Source organism: Stenotrophomonas terrae (assembly GCF_039674165.1).
Taxonomy (GTDB): domain Bacteria; phylum Pseudomonadota; class Gammaproteobacteria; order Xanthomonadales; family Xanthomonadaceae; genus Stenotrophomonas; species Stenotrophomonas terrae_A.
This window is the reverse complement of record NZ_JBDJMY010000045.1, coordinates 1-19,673: the sequence shown is the minus strand read 5'-3', so window position 1 is coordinate 19,673 and position 19,673 is coordinate 1. Positions and strand designations below refer to the sequence as shown.

Sequence of the window (19,673 nt, the reverse complement as noted above, 5' to 3'; positions counted from 1 at the left end):
CCCGCATAATGCATGGAATGAACCGCCCCGCCTATGTGCCAGCCGACACGGTCTGGCATCTCATATCGATGCGTCCGCAAGGGCAACACGACACCCTGCGCAGCGCGGCAGCGCGTTTGGGTGCACGTACGGTGGCGTTGTCACCATGGCGGCTGCAGATGCGTACCGATGAGGCAAGCCGCAGCCAGATGGCCACCGCCCGCGACTGCGACCGCGTGGTGTTCACCAGCCCGGCTGCCGCGGAAGCTGCAGCGCGCTTGCTGCCCTTGGGCGAGCTGCGTGCAGGCAGCGTGGTGGCCGTCGGTGAGGGCACCGCGCGCGCATTGCGCCGGCATGGCGTCGCCAAGGTGCATGCCCCCAGCCGGATGGACAGTGAAGGTCTGCTGGCGCTGCCGGCCATGCAGCAGCTGCAGGGCCTGCGGGTGGCCCTGGTCACCGCGCCCGGTGGCCGCGGCGTGATTGCCGCACAGATCAGCGCGCGCGGCGCCACCTTGCAGCGCATCGATGTCTACGAGCGGCTGACATTGCCGGTCAGCAAGGCCACCATTGCCCGTCTGCTCGCCCTGCCCCCGCCCTATGTGCTGGCGCTGAGCAGCGGCGAAGCACTGCAGACCGTGCTGCCGCATCTGCCGCCGGCGTTGCTGGAACAGTGGCAGCAGGCGCCGGTGGTTGCGGCCAGTGAACGGCTGGCCGAGCTGGCCGCCGAACTTGGTTTCAGCCAGCTGCACCTTGCCGCGGGGCCCTTGCCCGGGCAGCTGGCCAGCGCCGCCCACGCCGCGCTGTTCCCGGCCGCCGGCTGAGTGCGCAACTAAAGGCGACTTGCAGGGCTGCAGCGCGCGGGCGATGCTTTGCCAGCACCAATTGCGTGGTCACCCTTGTGTCGTGGCCATGCCCGCCAAGGATGTTGCCCCCCGATGAATGATGTCGCCCCCGCTCCACCACGCCGCCCACTGCGCTGGCTGCTGCCACTGATCGCCATTGCCGCGCTGGGTGCGGCGGGCTGGTTTGGCTGGCACAGCTGGCAGACCCGCCAGCAGCAGGCCAACCTGGCCCGCGACAACGCCGTCCAGCAGCTGGCGGCCATGCAACAGGGGCTGGAAGCACTACGCCGCGATCAACGCGCCAATGCGCGCAGCATCCAGGACGCCGCCGCCACCAACCGCATACTGCGTGATGAAGTGCTGGGTCTGGGCCAGCGCAGTGCGCTGCTGGAACAGAACCTTGCCCAGCTGGCCGACAGTTCGCGCCAGGGCGCGCAGGCCGTGCACCGCGAAGAAGCCGAGCTGCTGCTCAACCAGGCCCAGCAGCGGCTGGTTTTCGCCGGCGACCTGGATGGCGCACGCCGCCTTTACGGCTTGGCCGCCAACGCCCTGGACAGCATCGACAGCCCCGACTACCTCAACCTGCGCCAGGCCTTGATCCAGGAACGCAATGCGCTGGACGCACTGGGCCCCGGCGTCCGCGCCCGCACTGCCGCCCAGCTTGACCAGTGGGCCGGGCAACTGGAGCAGCTGCCCGAACACCTGCCCACGGCAGCCGATACCGCCCAGCCGTGGTGGCAGCAGCTGCTGTCGCCGCTGGTGCAGATCCGCCCGGCCGACGGCAAGGTGCTGATCGCCCGCTCCGAGCGCATCGCCGCCAATGATTCATTGCAGATCGAACTGAGCCTGGCCCGCGCGGCCCTGGAGCGGGCCGATGACAAGGCCTGGCAGCAGGCGTTGGATCGCTGCGGTACCTGGTTGCAACGGCTGTGGCCGGACTCGCCGCAGCGCCAGCAACGGCGCGCCGAACTGCAGCAGCTGCGCAGCGTTGAACTGCGCCCCAACCTGCCCGAGCTGGGCAGCACCCTGCAGCAGCTGCGCAGCATGCGCGCCGCCGAGGACGCACCATGAAGGCTTTCCGATCCCTGTTGCTGGTACTGCTGGTTGCGGCCATCGGCATTTTCGGCGCGCAGTGGCTGGGCCAGGAGTCGGTCCGTGCGCTGGGCGAGGTGATTGTCCGCGCCGGTGACCACGACTACATCGCCACCCTGCCGCAGGCGGCCTTGGCGGTGCTGATTGCCGCGCTGCTGCTGTGGTTGCTGTGGACCCTGCTCAGCACACCGTTCCGGGCCTGGGCCCGGCACCGCCGCAGGCAGGGCCGTGCACGCCTGATCGATGGTCTGCAGGCGCTGGACAACGGCCAATGGCAGCGCGCCGAAAAACTGCTGCAGAGCGCGGCCAGCGACAAGACCGTACGCCCGATCGCGCTGGTCGCGGCCATGCGTGCGGCCGAAGCACGCGAAGACAACAACAGCGCTGGCCAACACCTGCAGCAACTTGCAGACGCCGATCCACACCTGCATGCCCTGCACAGCGCCGAGCGCTGGCTGCAGCAGGACAAGCCGCTGGAAGCGATCAATGCACTGGACCTGCCCGCCCTGCAGCCGCTACCGCCGCGCGGCCTGTGGCTGCGCACCGAGGCACTGCAGCGCGCCGGCCGCGCCGAGGAGGCCTACGGCCAGCTTGGCGCCCTGCGTCAGCAGCAGGTAGTGCCGCCCAGCGCCGTTGCCGCACTGGAGACCACGCTCGCGCTGCAGATGCTGGACGAAGCCACCGACGTCAACACGCTTGCTGCGCGCTGGGAAGTACTGCCCAAATCGCTGCGGGTCAGCCCCCAGGCGGTGTCGCACTATGCGCAACGTGCGGTGGCACTGAACTGGGTCGATGTCGCCCTGCGCAGCATTGAACAGACCCTGGACAGCCACTGGGACGAAGCGCTGGTCACGCTGTACACGCAACTGCCGGTAGAGAAACTGGATTCGCGCCGTGCCAGCGCGCAGCGTTGGTTGCAGGCGCATCCTTCCAGCCCGGCCCTGTTGCTGGGCCTGGCGCGTCTGGCGGCGGGCCAAGGCCAATGGTCACAGGCCGAGGAATTCCTGCACCGGGCCATCGCCCAAGGTGCGGGGCCGGACGCCTGGGAAGCGCTGGGCGAAGTCTTTGCCGCGCAGAAGGACACGGCGCTGGCTGCGCAATGTCTTCTCAATGCGCTAAGGCAACGTCGCGGGCAAGCGCTGCTGCCTATCGAGCGGCGTGATCTGCACCAGCAGATCCAGGATCAGGCCGTGGCCGAGGAACGCGACGCGCACGGCTATCCGCGTTTGCCCGGTTGAGCAGATGCACGCGCGACACCCACTTTCTCCGTAGTGAATCGCAATGAAAATACCCCCGGATATCCACGAACGCGTAGCTGACCTGGCCGCAGAAATCGTCAATGCAGGACAGGCCGGCGACAATCGTTCCAGCTGGGCTTTGTACGAAGAGCTCCGCAGCTACTGCGAGGCAGTTGCCAGCGAAGGTCGCGACCATCCCTTCCTATGGGAAACCCTGGCTGACTTCACCGCCGATGACCAGGCCGCCATCGCGCTGTACCAACGTGCCCTGCCGCTGGCCGTGGCAGCCGGCGCCGACGAATACAGCGCTTCCATCCATCTTGCAGTGGCCGAACGCTACGCCAATCTCGACGCAGCGCAGGCAGCCCACGACCATGCCCTGCAGGCGGATGCATTTGCGCGTACCACCGACGATCTGCCGCTGCGCCAGGCCATCAGCCAGTTCCTGCTGGACCACTCACCGCCGCCCAGCGAGGGCTGACCGATCCACGCCGGCACGCTTGTGCAGGCCGGCGTGATCGCTGCCGTCAGTTAGTCGCGGCGGTACGGATAGCGCGGCAGACGTGCCAGAAATGCAGTGGATACGCCGCGATACACCGCCAGCTCCACATCGATCTTTTTCGGCTTGAGTATCTGCATTCCTATCAAGCCCCATAGCAGCATCACCAGAAACGCCAGAATGCCCAGGCCGATCACCGCGCCGCTGTCGAACAGGAAGCAGCCGAACAAGGGCACCAGCGATGACCAGGCCATCATGATGAAATTCAGCCGTCGCTTGCGGTGTTCGGAACACAGCCCGACGTGATGCACCGCCTGCTTGCGCACCGCCAATGCCGCAATCAGATAGACCAGGAAGTGCAGCAGGATGAGCAGGTACAACCAGGGCGAATGCCAATAGAAACTGCGCTTGCGGTATTCCAGCGCCGGCCGCCCACACTTGACGCAGTAACGTGGCAGATCGCTATGCGGCAGTGCCAGCAACTGATCACCATCGCGCCAGCAGGTGGCCTCCTCCGACTTGCCGAGCGTCAGCGGCGGCGGTACCGCCTCCGGCGCTGCATATGGGTTGAACTCATCCATCGATTGCATCCCCTGTGAATGTGCGGCAGGCCGCCTCCCGAGCGACCCGCGCCTACGCCGGCGGCGTGGCAGCGCAGTATGCGACAGCCGGCTCTTCCGGCGGAACAGCGGCAAACAGGCAAATCGGCAAGCCGCCCTGCACCGGCAGCGCTCAGCGGCGCCGCTGCTCCGGCGCGACCTCGCCGGCAGCGTCACTGGCCGCCGCGTCGGCAGCCATTCCCGCCGCATGAGCCGCATCTGCAGCCGCTGCGACAGCATCGGCTGCACTGACAGCAGCGTCTGCGGCGGCTTGCGCAGCTGCATGCGCGGCGGACACCGACAGCTCATCAGCCAGCGCAGGCGCCCCTTTCGCGGCCTCGTTTTCCAGCGGCGCATTGGCATCCACCGCCATGGCGCTCATCGCATTGTTGGCGGCGATCAGCTGCAGCTGCTGTGCAATTTCGGCGGCGTACTGCCGACGGGTAGATTCACTGTCCGGCCCGACTACCAACTGCTCCGGTAGCGGCTGCAGGCGCTCAAAGCGGGCGCGTGCGGCGTCGAACTGCGACAACCTGCGCTCCCATTCGCCCAGCAGCATCTGGCAATACAACCAGGGCGCATCGCGCTCGGCCGCAGCGCGCGCATCCGGGCATTGCTGGGCAACGGCTGCCGACGCAGCCTGCACGTAGCGCGGGTACTGCTCGGGCGACGCCTGCCAGGTTGCACTCTGCAGCACACCGGCGCGGTCGCGTGCCGGCGCATCAACGGCTTCAAACAAGTGCGCCAGCAGCCAGTAGCTGGTCTCGGTGCCGCGCATGCGCTGGTAGTGATCGCTTGCGACCACCGCGCCCAGGCGCTTGATCTCATCAGCGCTGAAGTCGTCCTTGTAGATCACAAAGCCATTGCCCGGGCACGACACCAGCGGCCACGGCGATTGGATGGCGCCATGCAGGCGGCCGTCGAGGAAATGCCCGAACGCCGTGCCCGAACCCATTTCCTGCGCGCTGAAGCGCTCGCCGCCAATCGGGCAGACATGCTCCACCTTCATGAAGGTCATCGCAGCGGCCGGCGCCGCTACCGCCGACAACAACACAGCCAAACCGATCGCGATGCGCTTCATGCCATACCCCCATCCCTTGGTGAGCAAACCTATTGCCGACCCATGGTCGGCAGGACAATCCCATGTAGTGCCGACCCATGGTCGGCAGGACAATCCCATGTAGTGCCGACTCATGGTCGGCAGGAGAATCCCGTGTAGTGCCGACCCATGGTCGGCAAGGGGCATTGCCGGTAACGCCTCTGCCGAGCATGGCTCGGCACTACAAATCGCATCAGCGCTCGACGATGGCAACCACGCCCATGCCGCCGGCGGTGCAGATCGACACCAGCGCGCGGCCACCACCGCGTGCGGCCAATTCCTTGGCGACGGTGCCGATGATGCGGGCGCCGGTCGCTGCGAACGGGTGACCGGTGGCCAGCGACGAGCCCAGCGGATTGATCTTGTCCGGATCGATGCGGCCAAGCGCGGCATCCAGACCCAGACGATTGCGGCAGTACTCCTCGCTCTCCCAGGCGCGCAGCGTGCACAGCACCTGCGCGGCAAAGGCCTCATGGATTTCGTAGATGTCGAAATCCTGCAGGGTCAGGCCGTTGCGCTTGAGCATCTCCGGCACGGCGACGGTCGGCGCCATCAGCAGGCCTTCGCCATGCACGAAGTCCACGGCTGCCACCTGCGAATCGCGCAGGTAGGCCAGCGGCTCGTGGCCATGCGCGCGCGCCCATTCCTCGCTGGCCAGCAGCACCGCAGCGGCACCGTCGGTCAGCGGGGTGGAGTTGGCGGCGGTCAAGGTGCCACGGCCGGAGCTCTTGTCGAAGGCCGGCTTCAAGGTGGCCAGCTTTTCCAGCGAGGTGTCCGCGCGCATGATGTTGTCGCGCTCGACACCACGGAACGGCGCGATCAGGTCGTTGAAGAAGCCGCGCTCGTAAGCAGCAGCCAGCTTCTTGTGCGAGGACACCGCCCACTCATCCTGCGAATCGCGCGAGATGTTCCATTCCTTGGCCATGTCCTCGCAGTGGTCGCCCATGCTCTTGCCGGTACGCGGCTCGGCCACGCCGGGGAACTCGGGCTTGAGTTCGGAGAACTTGAAGCCCTTGAGCAGGGTGCGGATCTTGTCGCCGGTTTTCTTGGCACGGTTGGCCGCCAACAGGCGCGCGCGCAGCTTCTTGCCATAGACGATCGGCACGTCGGAGGTGGTATCCGAACCGCCACCGATACCGGACTCGATCTGGCCCAGGGCGATCTTGTTGGCCACGGTGATGATGCTGTCCAGCGAGGTACCACAGGCACGTTGCAGGGTGATGCCCGGGGTCAGCGGCGACAGCCCGGACGACAGCGCGGCCTCGCGGCCCAGGTTCCAGTCGCTGGGGTGCTTGATCACCGCGCCCATCGCTACTTCGCCCAACTGCTGGCCGTGCAGGCCGAACCGTTCAACAAGCGCGCCAAGCGTACGGACTGACATGCCAAGATTGCCGACATCCGAATAAGCAGTGTTCTGGCGGCAGAACGGGATGCGGACGCCACCGAGGATGGCGACTGGACGAGCGCTGGGCATGCGGGTACCTGACATGGGAATGAGTATGCGACGTGGCCTGTCTGCGATAGCAGGCATAATGGTGTTGAGTGTAGCTTCGAGGCCGTGATGGGCCAACCGCGAATCATGAGCAATTCAAACCCTGACGTGAACGCCCTGGGCGTAGTGGCATTGGAACTGGCTGGCGGCGAGCAGCCCGGCAAGGCAGCGCTGGGCTCGGAGGCCGCCGGTGAACTGGTGGCGCTGATAGGCCGCGACCTGACCAAGCTGGTGCCGCAGGTCAGCGAACTGGACCTGGTTTTCGCCGCCGCGCATTTCGACCCGGCCGAAGTCCTGCGTCCCGGTCTGCCCATTCATCGCCGCCTGGAAGAACTGCAAGTGCGCGCGCCCGGACGCAACCACGGCGCACGAATGCTGGCGTTCGGCGCCGATGCCAATGGCGAGATTCCACTGCCGCTGCAGGCCGATCCGGCCCTGAGTGGCGGCGCGCTGCGGCTGCTGCCGTTCGTGCTGGCAGGCGGTGAGCCCGGCGTGCGCAGCGCCGTCCGCGATGCGCTGGAAGAAGTGCTGCTGGCCAACGGCATGGCGCAGCCAGACACCGCGCTGCTGGCACAGAACAGCTTTGCCGCACAGATCGAACATGCGCGCTATTTCACCGTCAACGATCTGGCCGCGATGATGGCCATGCAATACGACAACCAGGGCCTGGCCGATCTGTGGCCGCTACTGGAAACGGCGATGTTCGCGCCCAACGAAGAACAGTGGCTGGACATCTCCCCCGAGCCGCTGCTGCGTTATGTAGGTGGCGAAGTGCGCATGGCCTTGTTTGATCCGGCCGGCTGGTGCGCGCACTACGCCCAGGACAAGAACGACTGCGACCGCCTGCAGCGCGTCTACGAGCAGTACATGATGCGCCAGCGGCAGATGGCCGCCGTGCTGGAAGCGCATGGCATCGACGTGCTGTATGTACACGTGAATGCCGGCCAGGATGCCAAGGCGCTGCTTGGGCATTGAGCGCGCGTTGGTCGCTGCAGAAAAGGCCGCGTAAGCGGCCTTTTCTCTGTTTTGAAGCGGAGTGAAGCCGAAGCAAGAGCACCCCTCCCCAACCCTCCCCTGCGCGCTGCGCAAGGGAGGGAGCAGTGCATGCAGCACTTTGATCCTCGCCGTGAACCGCCCCCTCCCTTTGCCGAAGGCAAGGGGAGGGTTGGGGAGGGGTGCTGTTGCTGTTGCTGTTGCTCTTGCTCTTGCCTTTTGTCCTGCCTCGATCATCCGACCCGAAAGGTCAGTGACGGGTCACGGCGTGAGTTCTACGTGGAGAGCCAGTGCGAAGGCCAAAGCCAAAGCACCCCTCCCCAACCCTCCCCTGCGCGCTGCGCAAGGGAGGGAGCAGTGCGTGCAGCACTTTGATGCTCGTCTTGAACTGCCCCCTCCCTTTGCCGAAGGCAAGGGGAGGGTTGGGGAGGGGTGCTCTTGCTGTTGCTGTTGCCCTTTGTCTGGCCTCGATCATCCGACCCGAAAGGTCAGTGGCGGATCACGGCAAGAGTTCTACGTGGAGAGCAAGTGCAAAGGCCAAAGCCAAAGCCAAAGCACCCCTCCCCAACCCTCCCCTGCGCGCTGCGCAAGGGAGGGAGCAGTGCATGCAGCACTTTGATGCTCGCCGCGAACTGCCCCCTCCCTTTGCCGAAGGCAAGGGGAGGGTTGGGGAGGGGTGCTCATGCTGTTGCCTTTTGTCCTGCCTCGATCATCCGACCCGAAAGGTCAGTGGCGGGTCACGGCGTGAGTTCTACGTGGAGCGCAAGTGCGAAGGCCAAAGCCAAAGCACCCCTCCCCAGCCCTCCCCTTCGCTGCGCGAAAGGGAGGGAGGCAAGCCAGAAGCGCAACCTGGGTATGCCCAGGACAACACAAAGGGCCGCTTACGCGGCCCTTTGTTGTTGCCTTCATTGGTTCCTCGTTCCTGAAACCTCGTTTCTAACTTCAAGGCACCTTGGCAATCACCGCACAGGCCAAGCGCGCGCCTGCATTACCGGTCGGCTGGGTCTTGTAGTCGTCCGGGTCGGCATGGACGATCAGGCCGCGGCCGACGATGTCGAAACCATCGCCTACGCCGACGTTGACGTTGCTCGCCACCGGGCCGTCGATATGCGCATTGCCCTGCGCATCGGCCTTGATGTTGGGCATGTCGCCGCCGTGATGCATCGCGGTGCTGATGCTGCCGTGTTCGCTGCTGCCCGGGTTGAAGTGGCCGCCGGCGCTGCTGCCGTCCGGTGCGCTGCAATCGCCCTTTTCGTGGATGTGGAAGCCGTGCTCGCTGTCCGGCTTCAAGCCGCTGATGTCACCGCTGGCGCGCAGTTGGCCATCAACCAAACTGAAATTGATGGTGCCCGCGACCGTGCTGTCCTTGGTCGGCTGCAGCTGTGCGGTGGCGATCGGCTTGGCCATCTCCGGCGGTGCGGCCGGGTCGGCCACGGGCGCGGTTGCGGCCGGCGGGGTGATGCTGTCGGCTGGGGCCGCATCGGGCTCGGCGCCCTTGTTGCAGGCGCTCAGGGCCAGTGCGCTGGCGAGGAACAAGCTGGTGTGGATCAGTCGCATTGGGTGACTCCCTTGCTGGTCTGGTTCAAATCAGGATTGGCGCACTCAGCGCACCACGCGGATCACCGCGCAGGCAACGCGCGCACCGGCATTGCCGGCTGGCTGGCTGCGGTAATCGTCGGCCGCTGCATGCACTACCAGTGCACGGCCAGCAACATCGTTTGCAGCACCACCGCCAAGGGTAACGCCACGCAGGTGTACGTCGACGTGAACCACACCTTCGGCATTGGCCTGCAGGTTGTCCATGTCGCCGGCATGATGCGCACCGGCACCGGCGCGCCCGTGCTGCTGCATGGCCGGATTGAAATGGCCACCGGCACTGCTGGCGTCCATCGCGCTGCAATCGCCTTTTTCATGCACATGGAAGGCGGCCTGCTGGCCACGCGGCAGGCCGCCGATGACGCCGGTGATGTGTACCCCGCCCACTTCCGGCACCAAGGCCAGGCGGCCGCTGACCAGGCTGGCGGAGGCCGGCGCGAGATTGGCTTCGGCCAACTTGGCGGTACTGACCGTAGCCACCGGCGGCGGTGGCGGCTCGGCCTTGGTGTTTGGGCTTGTGCCGCAGGCGCTGAGCAGCACGGTGGCGGCCAGGACGGTAAGAGGTAGCAGGGTACGCATCGATATCTCCTTGCAACAGAACGAACAGGCCCTTGCCACGCTCAACTACCGCGACGGCGCCCAGGCCCCAGTTTGCGGGTAACAGTATTACGGCCAAGTCCGAGTCGCGCGGCGGCATCGGCACGGTGGCCATCGGTGAAATCCAGCGCCACTTCCAGCAACACGTTGTCCAGCCGCTCGCGGGCCTCGGCGTGCAGGCCGCTGGCACCTTCGGCCAGACGCTGGCGTGCCCACGCGGCCAAGGCGCGGTCCCAGTGTTCGGGCGCAAGTGGTGTGGTGGCGTGGGTGGCGCGGCCGCCCCGGTTCAAGGCGGCCTTTACGTCCTCGGCCGATACGGTATCGGCGACGGCCAACGCTGCCAATCGCCAGCACACGTTTTCCAGTTCGCGCACGTTGCCCGGCCAGCTGTGTTCGCGCAGTGCCTTTACCGCAGCCACGGACAGCCGCTTGGCCGGCATGTCGAGCCGGCGGGCGGCGTTGGCCAGGAAGTTCTCGGCCAGCTGCGGTACGTCGCCCAGCCGCTCGCGCAGCGGCGGCAACAGCAGCCGCACCATGTCCAGCCGGTGCAGCAGGTCGGCGCGGAAGCGGCCTTGTTCGACCAGTGTTTCCAGATCCTGGTGGGTGGCTGCAACCACCCGCACATCGACGCGGATCAGTTCGCGGCCACCGACGCGGAAGAACTCGCCTTCGGCCAGCACCCGCAGCAAGCGGGTCTGCAAGGCCAACGGCATGTCGCCGATTTCATCGAGGAACAAGGTGCCGCCATCGGCCTGCTCGAAGCGGCCGACATGGCGTTTGCTGGCGCCGGTGAAGGCGCCGGCTTCATGGCCGAACAGCTCGCTTTCCAGCAGCTCGGCCGGGATGGCAGCCGTGTTGAGTGCGACGAACGGGCCCTTGGCGCGGGGCGACTCGCGGTGCAGCGCATTGGCCACCAGCTCCTTGCCGGTGCCGGTTTCGCCGTTGATCAATACCGACAACGGTGCTTGCGCAAGCCGGCCGATGGCGCGGAACAGCGCACGCATCGCCGGGGTGTCGCCAATCAGCTGCGGCGGGCCTTCTTCTTTCTGCGCTGCTGCAGGCGGCGGTGATACCGGCTCCGGCAATTCTTCGGCTTCGGGCAGCGCGCGTCGCGCCAGCTCCACCGCGTCATCCAGGTCGAAGGGCTTGGACAGGAATTCATGCGCGCCACCACGGAAGGCGCCGGCGGTGCTGGCCACATCGGTATAGGCCGACATAACGATCACCGGCAGCTGCGGGTGCGCGGCCTTGAGCTTGTCCAGCAATACCAGCCCGTCGTCGCCGGGCATGCGCACGTCGGTGAACAACAGATCCGGTACCGGCTGTTTGGCCAGCGCAGCCAGTGCGGCAGCGGCACTGTCGAAACCCTCGACGGTGTAGCCGGCATCACGCAATGCGGTGCTCAGCACGAAACGTACCGAGCGATCATCATCGACGACCCAGACGGTCGCCGCTGCGGTGGGCTTATGCATCACTCACCTCCGCTGTTTCCTCGGCAACGGGCAGCGGCAGCAGCACGGTGAACACGGTATGGCCGGGGCGCGAGCGATAGCTCAAGGTGCCGCGGTGTTCGCGGGCTACCTGCTGGGCCAGTGCAAGGCCAAGCCCGGTGCCTTCGGCGCGGCCGCTGACCAGCGGCAGGAACAGGTGCTCGGCCAGTTCTTCCGGCACACCGCGACCGTCGTCGGCCACTTCCAGGCGCAGGGCCAGCGCATACGGTTGCTCGGCGATGCGCAGGCCGTGTTCGACGCGGGTACGCAGGGTGACGCTGGTGGCGCCGGCCTGGATGGCATTGCGGACCAGATTCAGCAGTGCCTGGGTCAGGCGATCCGCGTCGCCGGCGAACTCCGGAATGCTGGGGTCGTAATCGCGCAGCAGGCGCACCGACCAGCCGGCCTCGTTCTCGACCAGGCGCAGCACCCGCTCCAGCGCGGCATGGATGTTCAGCGGCGCGTGCGGGCGTTGCGGTGCCGGCGACAGCAGCTGTTCCAGCAAGGTGTTGAGGCGCTCGATCTCGGCGCCGATCAGTTCGATCAGTTCGCGTTCGTCGGCATCCCGGCCACTGGCGCGGCGCGCCAGCAGCTGGGCGGCACCCTTGAGCCCGGCCAGTGGATTACGCAGTTCGTGGGCCAGGCCTTTGAGGGCGGCACTGAATGCGCCGGGCAGTACCTGCGCCGGGTCGGCGCCTTGGAACTCGTCCACCGGATGGGCTTCCAGCAGCCAGCCGCCCTCCTCCACCGCACTCAACCAGCCATCGGCGAAGCGCGGGGTTTCGCCCGGCAGCGCCAAGGTCAATCGCGGCAGGCGGGTCATGTCGGTGACCGGCAGCGCCAGCCGCTGCGCCAGTGCTTCGCCCTGCGCTTCCAGCGACACCAGTGGCTGGCCGAGCAGGCGCCGCACGCTTACCCCCAGCCAGCGGCAGAACGCCGGATTGGCGCCCTGGATGCGGCCGTCCACGTCACTCCAGACCAAGGGAGTGGCCATCAGGTCCGGCGAAGGGGTGAAATCAGAGGCGGTCATTGCACCAATATAGTGCAAACCGGCCGGATCACTGCTTCTGCTGCAGCAGGGAATACAGGATGCGGGCGTCTTCGGGATCGAGCTCGGCCGGCAGGGTGTCGCTGCCACGGAAGCGGCGGTGGAAGGCGCGTGCCGCAGCGGCACGGTCGTCCAGCGCATAGCCAAAGGCCTGCATCGCCAGCCAGCTGTCGAAGCCGGCCGGTGCCGGGCCGTGTTTGGGGTCGGGCCACAGGCCGAAACCGGCTTCGGCCAACTGCTGCCACGGGAAATAGCGGCTGGGGTCGGCCTTGCGGGTAGGTGCAAGGTCGGCATGGCCGATGATCTGGCTGCGCGGGATGTTGTAGCGGCTGCAAAGGTCTTCGAGCAGGCGCAGCAGGCTTGCGATCTGCGGCTGGGTGAAGGGGCTGCTGCCGTTGTTGTCGATCTCGATGCCGATCGAGGTCGAGTTGAGATCGGTGAAGCCACCCCAGCGGCCGCCACCGGCATGCCAGGCGCGCTCGCCATCGGCCACCAGCTGGTAGAGGTCACCATCGCGGCCCACCAGATAATGCGAGCTCACCTGGCCACCGCTGTTGGCGGTGCGCAACGTGTCCAGGCTTTCCTGCACCGAGCCCTGCTCGGTGTGGTGCAGCACGATCAGCACCGGCTGGCGCTCGTTGTAGTTGGGCGACGGCACCCACTGCGCCAGCGGATTGCGCTCCGGCGTGGAGGTACAGGCCGTCAGCGAGGCCAACAGGGCGAGCGGCAGCAGCAGTTTGGTCTTCATGTAGGCCATTGCACGTTGCCGCGCGCCGCTTTGCAAGTGCGGTCTGGCATGCGCTGGAAACGTTGCCGACAGATGCGACGTGATTGCTTGCTTGCATTGGAGGGCCTGCTCAGGGAGTTGGGGAGTCCGGTGTGATGCCGGCGCGGAACATGCGGCGCATGTTCAAAACTCTTTCCGCTGGGGGTGGCTGCCCGTTGTGTTTAGGCTATAGAGGCTCGTTGATCGACGATCTGCTGGAGCGACAATGCGTGATTCACTGAAACAGAAAATCGTTGCTGTCTGCGATGCCAAGATCGCAGCGAAGGGGGCGACGGTAGGGCTGTCGTTCTATGCATTTTTTGCCAACCGCAATGATGATCCGGAACTGCTGATGGAAGCGGCTACCTGGTGGATCCAGACCCATCGCCTGGATCACTTCGAGAAGGCTGAGAAGGTGAAGACGTTGGTATTGGCTGAGGGCTGACGCACTGCGGGTTTGTTCGGATTGGTTCCGGTCGAACAGTAATGCTGCTTCGCCCAACCCTCTCCCCAACCCCTCTCCCGGAGGGAGAGGGGCTCTGATTTTCTGCGGGAGAACGCCTTGTAGTGCCGAGCCATGCTCGGCAAGGGCCTCACCGGTAATGCCTCAAAAGCGCCCTCACCCCAACCCCTCTCCCGCAAGCGGGAGAGGGGCTTTGATCTTCTGCGGCAGAGGAGCTAACGCGGTTACGCCTCGTACGCCGACTCGCCATGGGTGGTTACGTCCAGACCAGTGCGTTCGGCTTCTTCGCTGACGCGCAGGCCGACCAGCGCGCGGACAACCAGCAGGATGGCGGCGGTGACCACGGCCGACCAAAGAACGGTGAAGCCGACGCTGACCACCTGCACCCACACCTGGTGAGCGATATCCAGGTCCACCTTGGTGCCGCCCAGCGACTGCGCACTGAACACGCCGGTGAGAATGGCGCCGACAATGCCACCGACGCCATGCACACCGAATACGTCGGCGGTGTCGTCCGCCTTCAACAGACGCTTCAAGCCGGTCACACCCCAGACGCAGACGATGCCGGTGACAAAACCAATCACGATCGCGCCGAGCGGACCAACGGTACCGCAGGCCGGCGTCACGCCGACCAGACCGGCCACCGCACCCGAGGCTGCGCCCAGTGCCGAGGGATGGCCCTTGCTGATGGCTTCAACCAACGTCCAACCCAAGACTGCGGCAGCAGTAGCCAGCACGGTGTTGATGAAGGCCAGCGAGGCCACGGTGTCAGCGGCGGCAGCCGAGCCGGCATTGAAGCCGAACCAGCCCACCCACAGCAGCATCGCGCCGATCCAGGTCAACGGCAGGTTGTGCGGCTTCAGTGCGGTCTGGCCATAGCCCAGGCGCTTGCCGACGAACCACGCCGCCACCAAACCGGCGACACCGGCATTGATGTGCACCACGGTGCCACCGGCGAAATCGATCGCCCCCATCTCACCGAGGTAACCGCCGCCCCAGACGATGTGCGCCATCGGGATGTAGCTCAGGGTGAACCACAGTGCCGAAAACAGCAGCACCGCGCGGAACTTGATGCGCTCGGCGAAGGCGCCGACGATCAGTGCGGTGGTGATGCCGGCAAAGGTCGACTGGAAGGCGACGAACAGGAAATCCGGCAGGCCAGCGATCGGCGTATTGCCGACCGAGTCCGGGGTGAAGCCTTTGAGGAAGGCGAACTCAGTGAATGATCCGAAGAACTGGTTGCCAGTACTGAATACCGCGCTGTAGCCGTAGGCCACCCACAGCATCAGCACCAGCGAGAACACCACCAGCACCTGGCTGAGCACCGACAGCACGTTCTTGGCGCGCACCAGGCCGCCATAGAACAGTGCCAGACCAGGCACCACCATCATCAGCACCAGCAAGGTGGCGGTGAGCATCCACGCCACATCGCCCTTGTCGAAGGTAGCTGCGGATTCTGCTGCAGGTGCGGCTGCAGCCTGCGTTGTTGCGGCGGCCACTTCAGTGGTGGCGGGCTGGGCCTGCGTGTCCTGCGCCCAGGCGCTGCTCGAAAACATGCCCAGCAGCACTGCGGTGAGCATGAAAGACAGGCACAGGCCTCCGAGCCGGGCTTTGAACCCGGTGAAAAATTCCGTTCGCATTGTCGACTCCGGTTGTGGGGGTGGGACCTGCCAGCGACCCGTTGTCACCTGGCGGTCGCTGCCGCCGGAGGACGGGGCGTTGCGGTTTCCTAGAGCGCGTCGGCGCCTGTTTCACCGGTGCGGATACGCACCACTTGTTCCAGCGCGGTAACGAAGATCTTGCCGTCACCAATCTTGCCGGTGCCGGCCGCGCCCTGCAGGGCTTCGATCACCGCCTCGACGTTGTCGTCGGTGACGGCGGTTTCGATGCGGATCTTGGGGAGGAAATCGACGACGTATTCGGCGCCACGGTACAGCTCGGTGTGGCCTTTCTGCCGGCCAAAGCCCTTGACCTCGGTGACGGTGATGCCGGAAACGCCTGCAGCGCCCAAGGCTTCACGCACTTCGTCGAGCTTGAATGGCCGGATGATCGCGGAGATTAATTTCATGCGCATGTCCCGATGTGGAGGAGACCGGCCTGCGGCTGCGGGCCGGCATCGTGTCTTCCACCGGCCGTTGTGCGGCCGCTGGCTGTTGCGCCGAACGCATCATGGGCCTGGCTGTGACCACCGGCATTGCTGCCGGCCGCCACAACCACGCGGGAGGGAGGAATGGCCCATGCCGCGCGCTCGGATTTTCTTGCCCCTGCAGGCGTACTGCTGGCTGTTGCATGACCTTTGTGCTCCCCAGCAACAAAGGCGGCGGCGATGACGCAGATGGGAGGGGGAGGGTCCACGCCACCGCCGCCTAACAACAGCTAGCAACTACACCTGGTGTTGCCGGTGGCCAGCACGCTGTACTGGCCACCGTCACATCAGCTTGCGTAGTACAGCTGGTATTCCAGCGGATGGGTCGCAGCGCGGAACGCGGTGACTTCCTTCATCTTCAACGCGATGTAAGCGTCGATGAAGTCGTCGCTCATCACGCCACCGGCCTTGAGGAACTCGCGGTCCTTGTCCAGTGCTTCCAGCGCCTGGTCCAGCGAGGAACAGACCTGCGGAATCAGCTTCTCTTCTTCCGGCGGCAGGTCGTACAGATCCTTGTCGCTCGGTGCGCCCGGGTCGATCTGGTTCTTGATGCCGTCCAGGCCGGCCATCATCAGCGCGGTGAAGGTCAGGTAGCCGGACTGGATCGGATCCGGGAAACGCATTTCGATGCGGCGTGCCTTCGGGTTGGACACCCACGGAATGCGGCACGAAGCCGAACGGTTGCGGGCCGAATAGGCCAGCATCACCGGTGCTTCGAAGCCCGGCACCAGGCGCTTGTAGCTGTTGGTGCCGGAGTTGGCGAAGGCATTGATCGCACGGGCGTGCTTGAAGATGCCGCCGATGTACCACAGCGCCATCTGGCTCAGGCCGCCGTAGCCGTCACCGGAGAACAGGTTGTTGCCGCCCTTGGCCAGCGACTGGTGCACGTGCATGCCGCTGCCGTTGTCGCCGACCAGCGGCTTGGGCATGAAGGTCACGGTCTTGCCGTTGCGGTGGGCAACGTTCTTGATCACGTGCTTCATGCGCTGCAGTTCGTCAGCCTTGGTGACCAGCGTGTTGAACTTGGCGCCGATCTCGCACTGGCCAGCATTGGCCACTTCGTGGTGGTGCACTTCGACTTCGATGCCGACCTTTTCCAGCACCTTGCACATCTCGGCGCGGATATCGTGCAGCGAATCGGTCGGCGGCACCGGGAAGTAACCGCCCTTCACGGTGGGACGGTAGCCGGTGTTGGTGCCGTCATAGCTCTTGCCGGTGTTCCAGGCGCCTTCTTCAGAATTGATCTTGTAGAAGGTGTTGCCCATGTCGTTGGCGAACTGGACCGAATCGAAGATGAAGAATTCCGGTTCCGGGCCGAAGAACGCCAGGTCGGCAATGCCGGAGGACTTCAGGTACGACTCGGCGCGCTTGGCGATGCCGCGCGGGCAGCGGCCGTAGCCCTGCATGGTGGCCGGGTCGAGCACGTCGCAGATCAACACCAGGGTCGGGTCGGCGTAGAACGGGTCCACATAGGCACTGGCCGGGTCCGGCATCAGCACCATGTCCGATTCAGCGATGCCCTTCCAGCCGGCGATCGAACTGCCATCGAACATCTTGCCTTCTTCGAACAGGCTGGGCTCGATGATCGAGGCCGGGAAGGTCACGTGCTGCTCGATGCCACGCATGTCGACAAAACGCAGGTCGATGAACTCGATCTGGTTGTCCTTGATCAGCTTCTCAACATTTTCCAGCGACATCGGGTGCAACCTCGGATGAATGGTGACGTGCCTGTATCAAAGCAAATGGCGTGCCAACTTTTTGTTAACCGCAAGTTGTTGTTTTGATTCGTTTCCAGGCAAAAGCGTTCGCGGTTATAAGCACCATTTTGGTGCTGTTTTAATGACATGCACCATTCAGGTGCGAAGCACTGAATGCACTATGCTGTGCCCGCCTCCCCTACTCCCGTTCCCATGTCCGACCTGCTCTCTGCCCTGCTACTGGGCATCCTCGAAGGCCTCACCGAATTCCTCCCGATTTCCAGCACCGGCCATCTGCTGATCGCCCAGCATTGGCTGGGCGCGCGCTCGGATTTCTTCAACATCGTCATCCAGGCCGGCGCCATCCTCGCCGTGCTGTTGGCGTTCCGGCAGCGCCTTTGGTCGCTGGCCACCGGCTTGAACCAGGCCGAGAACCGCGACTACGTGATGAAGCTGGGCGTGGCCTTCCTGGTCACCGCCGTCGTCGGCCTGCCGGTACGCCTGGCCGGCTGGGAACTGCCTGAAACCGTCACCCCGGTGGCTTGGGCGCTGGTGATCGGCGGCGTCTGGATGCTGCTGGCCGAGCGCTTTGCCGGGCGCCTGCCGGACAGCACCACCATCACCTGGAAAGTCGCCGTGGCCGTTGGCCTGGCGCAGGTGATCGCCGGCGTGTTTCCGGGTACCTCACGCTCGGCTGCGGCGATCTTCCTGGCCATGCTGCTGGGCTTGACCCGGCGCGCGGCAGCGGCCGAGTTCGTGTTCCTGGTTGGCATCCCCACCATGTTCGCCGCCAGCGGCTACGCCTTGCTGGAGATGGCCAAGAAAGGCCAGCTCGGCAACGAGAACTGGGCCGATGTCGGCGTGGCCTTCGTCGCCGCCGCCATCACCGGCTTCATCGTGGTGAAGTGGCTGCTGAGCTATATCAAACGCCGTCCCTTCACTGGCTTTGCGCTATATCGCATCGCACTGGGCTTCGGCCTGCTGCTGTTTCTGCCTGCTGGAAACTGAACGTGCAGTCGCAAGTGCAACCCCGGCAGCCGGCTCCGGCCGTTTGCCGTTCTGACTTTCCCAACGCTACCTAAGGAGTTCACCATGAAGCGCATTCTTCTGCTGGCACTGCCCATCGCCCTCATGACCGCCTGCAGCAACCCGCCGGCAAGCACCAAGAGCGAAACCACCGCAGCCGCCGACACCAGCACCGCCGCTCCTGCCGCGAACATCGACGCCGCACAGCTGGGCGCAAACCACTGGTTGCTGGACAACGCCGTGGACGCAGCCGGCAAGCGCATCGAAGGCCTGTTCGTGAACACCGACAAGCCGCTGACCCTGGACTTCAAGGACGGCCGCCTGTCGGTCAGCAATGCCTGCAACAACATGGGCGGTGCTTACACCGTGGAAGGCAACGCGCTGACCGTTGGCAACATGATGTCGACCAACAAGGCCTGCCAGGGCCCGCTGATGGCGCTGGACGGCCTGGTCAGCGAACGCCTGCAGGGCAAGCTGACCGTGCAGTCGCTGGACGCATCGGCAATGCGCCTGGTTGCCGCCAATGGCGACGTGCTGAGCTTCCGCGCCGAGCCGACCGCTGAAACCCGCTACGGCGGCGCAGGCGAGACGGTATTCATGGAAGTGGACGCACAGGCCAAGCCCTGCCCGCACCCGCTGATGAAGGACGCCACCTGCCTGCAGGTGCGTGAAGTGAAGTACAACGAGCAGGGCCTGGAACAGGGCAAGCGCGGTGCCTACGAAAACTTCTACGGCAACATTGAGGGTTACACCCACCAGCCGGGCGTGCGCAACGTGCTGCGCCTGAAGCGCTACCAGATCAAGAACCCGCCGGCCGATGCGCCGTCGCAGGCCTATGTGCTGGACATGGTGGTGATGTCGGAAACGGCAAAGTAATTCGTCACCATCGAACAAACAGAAAGGGCGCCGCAAGGCGCCCTTTCTGTTTTGCGCTGTGCGGGAGCGGCGCCCTTGTAGAGCCGAGCCATGCTCGGCTGGGGCCTCACCGGTAACGCCTCTGCCGAGCATGGC

The 19,673-nt window shown here is 65.4% G+C and carries 19 protein-coding genes; 8 read left to right on the top strand and 11 right to left on the bottom strand.

Annotation, left to right across the window (positions count from 1 at the left end; translation table 11 throughout):
- Positions 1 to 17: 17 nt before the first annotated feature.
- The 4 genes from ABE493_RS16050 to ABE493_RS16035 all read left to right on the top strand — a co-directional run bounded on the left by ABE493_RS16050 (position 18) and on the right by ABE493_RS16035 (position 3,632).
- Complete coding sequence (locus ABE493_RS16050; RefSeq protein WP_346499884.1) at positions 18 to 800, top strand: uroporphyrinogen-III synthase; 783 nt, start codon at positions 18 to 20, stop codon at positions 798 to 800.
- Between the two features lie 114 nt (positions 801 to 914).
- Positions 915 to 1,892, top strand: a complete 978-nt coding sequence (locus ABE493_RS16045; RefSeq protein ID WP_346499883.1) for a uroporphyrinogen-III C-methyltransferase — start codon at positions 915 to 917, stop codon at positions 1,890 to 1,892.
- Positions 1,889 to 3,151 carry a heme biosynthesis protein HemY gene (locus ABE493_RS16040; RefSeq protein WP_346499882.1) on the top strand — a complete coding sequence of 421 codons (1,263 nt, stop codon included), beginning with the start codon at positions 1,889 to 1,891 and terminating at the stop codon, positions 3,149 to 3,151. The genes ABE493_RS16045 and ABE493_RS16040 overlap by 4 nt, the downstream gene beginning before the upstream one ends.
- Before the next feature lie 43 nt (positions 3,152 to 3,194).
- Positions 3,195 to 3,632, top strand: a complete 438-nt coding sequence (locus tag ABE493_RS16035; protein ID WP_346499881.1) for a hypothetical protein — start codon at positions 3,195 to 3,197, stop codon at positions 3,630 to 3,632.
- Positions 3,633 to 3,682: 50 nt separating this feature from the next.
- Here the strand turns inward: ABE493_RS16035 and ABE493_RS16030 are convergent, their stop codons facing one another.
- The 3 genes from ABE493_RS16030 to ABE493_RS16020 form a co-directional block, all read right to left on the bottom strand.
- Positions 3,683 to 4,231, bottom strand: a complete 549-nt coding sequence (locus tag ABE493_RS16030) for a hypothetical protein (protein WP_346499880.1) — start codon at positions 4,229 to 4,231, stop codon at positions 3,683 to 3,685.
- A 151-nt stretch (positions 4,232 to 4,382) separates the two neighbouring features.
- Positions 4,383 to 5,330, bottom strand: coding sequence for a hypothetical protein (locus ABE493_RS16025; RefSeq protein WP_346499879.1), 948 nt, complete (start codon positions 5,328 to 5,330; stop codon positions 4,383 to 4,385).
- Positions 5,331 to 5,541: 211 nt separating this feature from the next.
- Positions 5,542 to 6,837 carry an acetyl-CoA C-acetyltransferase gene (locus ABE493_RS16020; RefSeq protein WP_346499878.1) on the bottom strand — a complete coding sequence of 432 codons (1,296 nt, stop codon included), beginning with the start codon at positions 6,835 to 6,837 and terminating at the stop codon, positions 5,542 to 5,544.
- Positions 6,838 to 6,927: 90 nt separating this feature from the next.
- On the opposite strand from ABE493_RS16020, the gene ABE493_RS16015 reads away from it, so the two are divergent.
- Complete coding sequence (locus ABE493_RS16015) at positions 6,928 to 7,815, top strand: hypothetical protein (RefSeq protein ID WP_346499877.1); 888 nt, start codon at positions 6,928 to 6,930, stop codon at positions 7,813 to 7,815.
- Positions 7,816 to 8,775: 960 nt separating this feature from the next.
- On the opposite strand, the gene ABE493_RS16010 is transcribed toward ABE493_RS16015, so the two are convergent.
- The 5 genes from ABE493_RS16010 to ABE493_RS15990 are packed head-to-tail and all read right to left on the bottom strand — an operon-like array spanning position 8,776 to position 13,312.
- Positions 8,776 to 9,390, bottom strand: coding sequence for a superoxide dismutase family protein (locus tag ABE493_RS16010; RefSeq protein WP_346499876.1), 615 nt, complete (start codon positions 9,388 to 9,390; stop codon positions 8,776 to 8,778).
- A 45-nt stretch (positions 9,391 to 9,435) separates the two neighbouring features.
- Positions 9,436 to 10,008, bottom strand: a complete 573-nt coding sequence (locus tag ABE493_RS16005) for a superoxide dismutase family protein (RefSeq protein WP_346499875.1) — start codon at positions 10,006 to 10,008, stop codon at positions 9,436 to 9,438.
- A gap of 41 nt (positions 10,009 to 10,049) precedes the next feature.
- A complete protein-coding gene (gene ntrC, locus ABE493_RS16000; RefSeq protein ID WP_346499874.1) occupies positions 10,050 to 11,498 on the bottom strand; it encodes a nitrogen regulation protein NR(I) in 1,449 nt (482 codons plus the stop codon).
- Positions 11,491 to 12,546 carry a two-component system sensor histidine kinase NtrB gene (locus ABE493_RS15995; protein WP_346499873.1) on the bottom strand — a complete coding sequence of 352 codons (1,056 nt, stop codon included), beginning with the start codon at positions 12,544 to 12,546 and terminating at the stop codon, positions 11,491 to 11,493. The genes ntrC and ABE493_RS15995 overlap by 8 nt, the downstream gene beginning before the upstream one ends.
- A 28-nt stretch (positions 12,547 to 12,574) precedes the next feature.
- Positions 12,575 to 13,312, bottom strand: coding sequence for an N-acetylmuramoyl-L-alanine amidase (locus ABE493_RS15990; RefSeq protein WP_430980799.1), 738 nt, complete (start codon positions 13,310 to 13,312; stop codon positions 12,575 to 12,577).
- 244 nt (positions 13,313 to 13,556) lie between these two features.
- Here ABE493_RS15990 and ABE493_RS15985 point away from each other — a divergent pair, with 244 nt between their 5' ends.
- Positions 13,557 to 13,775 (top strand): DUF6500 family protein, encoded by a 219-nt coding sequence (locus ABE493_RS15985; RefSeq protein WP_346499871.1) that lies wholly within the window; start codon positions 13,557 to 13,559, stop codon positions 13,773 to 13,775.
- A 242-nt stretch (positions 13,776 to 14,017) separates the two neighbouring features.
- Here ABE493_RS15985 and ABE493_RS15980 read toward each other — a convergent pair whose 3' ends face one another.
- The 3 genes from ABE493_RS15980 to glnA form a co-directional block, all read right to left on the bottom strand.
- Positions 14,018 to 15,433, bottom strand: a complete 1,416-nt coding sequence (locus ABE493_RS15980) for an ammonium transporter (protein WP_346499870.1) — start codon at positions 15,431 to 15,433, stop codon at positions 14,018 to 14,020.
- A gap of 89 nt (positions 15,434 to 15,522) precedes the next feature.
- Positions 15,523 to 15,861 carry a P-II family nitrogen regulator gene (locus tag ABE493_RS15975; RefSeq protein WP_057627937.1) on the bottom strand — a complete coding sequence of 113 codons (339 nt, stop codon included), beginning with the start codon at positions 15,859 to 15,861 and terminating at the stop codon, positions 15,523 to 15,525.
- 365 nt (positions 15,862 to 16,226) lie between these two features.
- Positions 16,227 to 17,636 (bottom strand): type I glutamate--ammonia ligase, encoded by a 1,410-nt coding sequence (gene glnA / locus ABE493_RS15970; protein ID WP_346499869.1) that lies wholly within the window; start codon positions 17,634 to 17,636, stop codon positions 16,227 to 16,229.
- Positions 17,637 to 17,849: 213 nt separating this feature from the next.
- On the opposite strand from glnA, the gene ABE493_RS15965 reads away from it, so the two are divergent.
- Together ABE493_RS15965 and ABE493_RS15960 are read left to right on the top strand one after the other, a co-directional pair.
- Positions 17,850 to 18,644, top strand: coding sequence for an undecaprenyl-diphosphate phosphatase (locus tag ABE493_RS15965; RefSeq protein WP_346499868.1), 795 nt, complete (start codon positions 17,850 to 17,852; stop codon positions 18,642 to 18,644).
- Positions 18,645 to 18,728: 84 nt separating this feature from the next.
- Positions 18,729 to 19,538, top strand: coding sequence for an META and DUF4377 domain-containing protein (locus ABE493_RS15960; RefSeq protein WP_346499867.1), 810 nt, complete (start codon positions 18,729 to 18,731; stop codon positions 19,536 to 19,538).
- Positions 19,539 to 19,673 lie beyond the last annotated feature (135 nt).